We start from the raw sequence: 5,216 nt of genomic DNA, 5'->3' as shown, positions 1-5,216 counted from the left end.
GACGACGAACACGCCGTGTCCAGCGTCACCGCCGGACCCTCCAACCCCAGCGAATACGCCACCCGACCCGAGACCACACTGCCCGCCGAACCGGTCACCCGGTGCCCCTCGGCGGACGAGTGCGCCGAGGGCTCGCCGACGGCGTAGTCCTGGTACATCAGGCCGGCGTAGACGCCGGTGTCGGTGCCGCGCAGGGACGTCGGGTCGATGCCGGCGTCCTCCAGGGCCTCCCAGGACGCCTCCAGCAGCAGCCGCTGCTGCGGGTCCATGGCCAGCGCCTCGCGCGGGCCGATGCCGAAGAAGCCCGCGTCGAAGTCACCGGCGTTGTGGAGGAATCCGCCCTCGCGGGTGTAGACGGTGCCGGGCTTGTCCGGGTCCGGGTCGAAGAGACGGTCGAGGTCCCAGCCGCGGTCGGTGGGGAAGCCGGTGATGGCGTCCGTTCCGGAGTTCAGCAGCTCCCAGAGTTTGCCGGGCGACGTGGCGCCGCCCGGGTAGCGGCAGCTCATGCCGACGATCGCGATCGGTTCATCCGTCCGGGCCCTCGTTGCCCGGCGCCGCGCCGGCCGTGCCGAGGTGCCTTCGAGGCAGGTGCGGAAGAACGCGGTCATGGCCAGCGCGGTCGGGTGGTCGAAGACCAGCGTCGACGGCAGGGACAGACCGGTGGCCTTCGCGAGCCGGTTGCGGAAGTCCACCGCCCCGAGCGAGTCGAAGCCCAGCTCGCTGAAGGGCACGTCCGGCCCGATCGCCTCCGCGGAGTCGTGTCCCAGCACCGCCGCGGCCTGGGCGCGGACGAAGTCGAGGATCACCGCGTCCCGCCGGTCGTCGGAGGCGGCCTCCAGCAGCTGCGCCAGCGCCGCGGTGGGGGTCGCACGGCGTGCCGGTACGGGCGCCAGCGTGTGCAGGAGGGCGGGCAGCCGGCCGGCGCGGGCCTGCGTGGCGAGCGCGGGGCGGTCGAGGTCGACGAGGACGGACAGCGCCGCGCCCTCGGCGGACAGGGCCCGGTCGAACAGGCGCAGGGCGTGCTCGTCGTCGAGCGGTCGGACGCCCAGCCGTCCCATGCGCGCCAGCGCCGCGCGGTCCAGGTTCCCGGTCATGCCCCGGTCCGGGTTCCAGGGGCCCCAGGCGAGCGACACGGCCGGCAGTCCCTCGCTGCGCCGCAGGTGGGCCAGGGCGTCCAGGAAGCCGTTGGCCGCCGCGTAGTTGCCCTGGCCGGGCGTGCCGAGGATCCCGGCGACCGAGGAGAACAGCACGAAGGCGGCGAGGTCGTGACCGCGGGTCAGCTCGTGCAGGTTCCAGGCGGCGTCGGCCTTGGGGGCGAGGACCGTGGTGAGCTGCTCGGCGGTGAGGGTCTGGAGTGTTCCGTCGTCCAGGACGCCCGCGGCGTGCACGACACCCGTCAGCGGGTGTTCCGGCGGGATGGTGCCGAGCAGGTCCTCCAGTGCGGCCCGGTCGGCGACGTCGCAGGCGGCCACCCGGGCGTCGGCTCCGAGGCCGGTCAGCTCCCGGACCAGGTCGGCAGCGCCGTCGGCCCCGGCGCCCCGGCGGGAGACGAGGAGCAGGTGCCGGACGCCGTGGGCGGTCACCAGGTGCCGGGCGATGTGGGCGCCGAGTCCGCCGGTGCCGCCGGTGACGAGGACGGTGCCCGCTCCGAAGGCCTCCCGGGCCTGGATGGGCGCGGACTCGGCGACGCGGGGGATGAGCAGCTTGGGCCCGCGTACGGCGACCTGGGGTTCCTGCGACGCCAGCGCGGCGGCGACGACGTCGGCGGTGAGGTGGTCGGCAGTGAGGTCGTCGGCAGTCAGGTCGCCGTCGGTGAGGTGGTCGCCCTCGTGGTCGAGCAGGACGATCCGGCCCGGGTGCTCCGACTGCGCGCTGCGCACGAGTCCGGCGACGGCGGCCGCGACGGGGTCGGGCCGCTCCCCCGGCAGGGCGACCGCCCGGCGGGTGACCACCACGAGCCGGGTGTCGGTCAGGCGTTCCGCGGCGAGCCAGCGGCGCAGGACGAGCAGGGCCTCGTGGACGCGCTCGTGCGTCGCGGCCACGGGTGGTGCGGTGTCGCCGGTCTCGACGGGCCACAGCACGCAGTCGGGGACGGTTTCGGCGGCGAGGAGGGCGGCCAGGTCGGGGCAGCGGGTGGTGAAGGCCGGCAGTCCGGTGCCCAGTACGGCCGTCGGGCCGACGGCCGGGGTTTCGGCCGGGGCGGGGGCCTCGGTCCACCGCACGGTGAGGAGCGTGCCGTGTCCGTCGCCGCGGGCGGCTTCGAGCGCCTGGGTGTCGATGGGCCGCGCGAGCACGGTCCCGACCGTGAGGACGGGGTCTCCGGCCGGGTCGACGGCCTCGATGGTGATCTTCTGGTCGCCGGTGCGGGTGATCCGGGCCCGGACCGCGTCGGCGCCGCGGCGGTGGACGTGCACGCCGGAGAAGGAGAAGGGCAGCGGCAGTTGTCCGTCCGCCAGTCCCGGGGCGAGCAGCTCGATGGCGGCGTGCAGGGTCGCGTCGAGCAGCGCGGGGTGGATCCCGAAGCGGGACGCCTGCTGCAGGGCGGTCTCGTCCAGGGACACGTCGGCGATGACGTCGGTGCCGTCTCCCCAGGTGGCCATCACGCCCTGGAAGGCGGGCCCGTAGTGGAAGCCGAGCTCGGTCAGGCGGTCGTAGAGGGCCTCGCCGGTGGTCGAGGCGTCGGCCTCGTCCGGGGTGAGCCAGTCGTCGCCGTCCGGGAGTTCGTGCGGTGCCGTGGAGGACAGCACACCCTCGGCGTGCAGGGCCCACTCGGTGTCGTGCTCGTCGTCCTCGGTCCGGGAGTGGAAGGTCAGGGTCCGGGTGCCGTCCGCGTCGGCGGCGCCGACGGTGACCTGGAGTTCGGTCGCCCGTTCGGCGGCGAGGACCAGCGGCGCGCGCAGCGTGAGTTCTTCGATGGCCGCGCAGCCGAGCATGTCGCCCGCGCACCAGGCGATCTCCAGGAGGGCCGCCGCCGGGACGACGACGGTGTCGTGGACGACGTGGTCGACGAGCCAGAGGTGGCTGCGGCGCGAGATGCGCCCGGTGAACAGCCACTCGTCACGGCCGGCGAGCTGTACCGCCGCCCCGAGCAGCGGGTGGTCGGGGAAGCGGAGTCCGGCCTGTGTGACGTCACCGATCCGGGCGTCCTGTGCTGCCGGGTCGTGCCAGTAGCGGCTGCGCTGGTAGGCGTAGGTGGGCAGGGGGACGTGGGCGGTGCGCCGTCCGGCGAACAGCGGGGCGAAGTCGACGTCCGGTCCGGCCGTGTGGGCCGCGCCCAGCAGGGACAGGAGTTGTTCGGCCTCTTCCTCGTCGCGCCGGGTGGCCGCCGCGACCAGCGCCCGCGCCTCGGCGTCGGCCGGGAGGCAGGCGTGGGTCAGCGCGGCCAGGACCGCGTCGGGCCCCAGCTCCAGGAACCGCCGTACGCCGAGGGCGTCGAGCGTCTCGATGCCGGGTGCGAACCGCACGGCGGCCCGCACCTGCCGCGCCCAGTAGGCCGGGTCGAGGAGTTCCTCCCCGGCGAGCGCGCCGGACACGTTCGACACCACGGGGATCCGCGGCGGGCGGTGGGTGACGGTACGGGCGATGGACGCGAACTCGTCGAGCATCGGCTCCATGTGGGCCGAGTGGAAGGCGTGGCTGACGCGCAGCCGCGTCGTCTTGCGCCCGGCCTGCCCGAAGGCGCGCTCGATCTCGGTGATCGCGTCCTCGTCGCCGGAGACCACCACGGAGGCGGGCCCGTTCACCGCGGCGAGGGACACCCGGCCGTCGTACCCGGCGATCGCCTCGACGACGGCGGCCTCGGACGCCGCGACGGCGAGCATCGCCCCGCCCTCCGGCAGCGCGGCCATGAGCCGCCCGCGTGCCGCGACCAGCCGGCAGGCGTCCTCCAGCGACCACACGCCCGAGACGTGGGCCGCCACGAGTTCACCGATGGAGTGCCCCACCAGCACGTCGGGACGCACCCCGAACGACTCCAGCAGCCGGAACAACGCCACCTCGAACGCGAACAACGCCGGCTGCGTGAAGTCCGTCCGGTCCAGCAGACCGTCACCGCCGTCGAACATGACGGACTTCAGGGAACGCCCGAGCAGCGGATCGAAGCAGGCGCAGATCTCGTCCAGCGCGGCGGCGAACACCGGGAACGCCGCATACAACCCGGCGCCCATACCCGCCCGTTGCGCACCCTGACCGGTGAACAGGAACGCGGTCTTTCCGGTGCCGACCGTGCCCGCGAGCGCTCTGGCCGAGGTGTCCCCGGCGGCCAGGGCGGACAGGCGGGCGAGCATCGTGTCGCGGTCGGCGGCGACGGCGACGGCGCGGTGTCCGAGCTGCGCGCGTGACGTCAGCAGGGCGTGGGCGACCTCGGCGAGGTCCGCGTCCGGGTGGGCGAGCAGCCAGTCGTGCAGCCGCCGTGCCTGCGCCTGGAGCGCCGCCTCGCTCTTGGCCGACACGGTCCACGGCATGACGTTGGTGGTGACGCGTTCCCCGGCCGGACGGGGTTCGTCGTCGGACGCGTCCGGTGCCGGGGCCGGGGCGGGCGCCTCCTCGATGATCAGGTGCGCGTTGGTGCCGCTGATCCCGAAGGACGACACACCGGCCCGGCGGGCGCGGTCGCCGGCGGGCCACGGCTCGGCCTCGGTCAGCAGTCGCACCGCACCGGAAGACCAGTCGACGTGCGGTGAGGGCTCGTCGACGTGCAGCGTCCGCGGCAACTGCCCGTGCCGCATGGCCTGCACCATCTTGATCACGCCGCCGACACCGGCGGCGGCCTGGGTGTGGCCGATGTTGGACTTCACCGAGCCGATCCGCAGCGGTTGTGCGTCGCCGCGTTCCTGCCCGTAGGCGGAGATCAGCGCCTGGGCCTCGATCGGGTCGCCCAGCGTCGTGCCGGTCCCGTGGGCCTCCACCACGTCCACATCACCGGGCGCCAGGCCGGCGCTGGCGAGCGCCTGGGCGATCACGCGTTCCTGGGAGGGGCCGTTGGGCGCCGTCAGGCCGTTGCTCGCACCGTCCTGGTTCACCGCGCTGCCGCGGATCACCGCCAGCACGTTGTGCCCCAACCGCCGCGCGTCCGACAACCGCTCCAGCGCCACCACACCGACACCCTCGGACCACGCCACACCATCAGCCGAGGACGAGAACGACTTGCACCGGCCGTCCGGCGACAGACCCCGCTGCCGCGCGAACTCCACGAACAACAACGGCGTCGACATCAC

The 5,216-nt window shown here is 74.4% G+C and carries 1 protein-coding gene; it reads right to left on the bottom strand.

The window, feature by feature from the left end; translation table 11 throughout:
• The coding region (locus tag ABZ948_RS40690) for a type I polyketide synthase (protein WP_435857808.1) at window positions 1-5,216 on the bottom strand (5,216 nt) is incomplete at both ends.

This window comes from Streptomyces olindensis (assembly GCF_040645895.1).
GTDB lineage: Bacteria > Actinomycetota > Actinomycetes > Streptomycetales > Streptomycetaceae > Streptomyces > Streptomyces olindensis.
The sequence above is the reverse complement of the archived record's forward strand: the minus strand, read 5'-3'. Positions and strand labels throughout refer to the sequence as shown.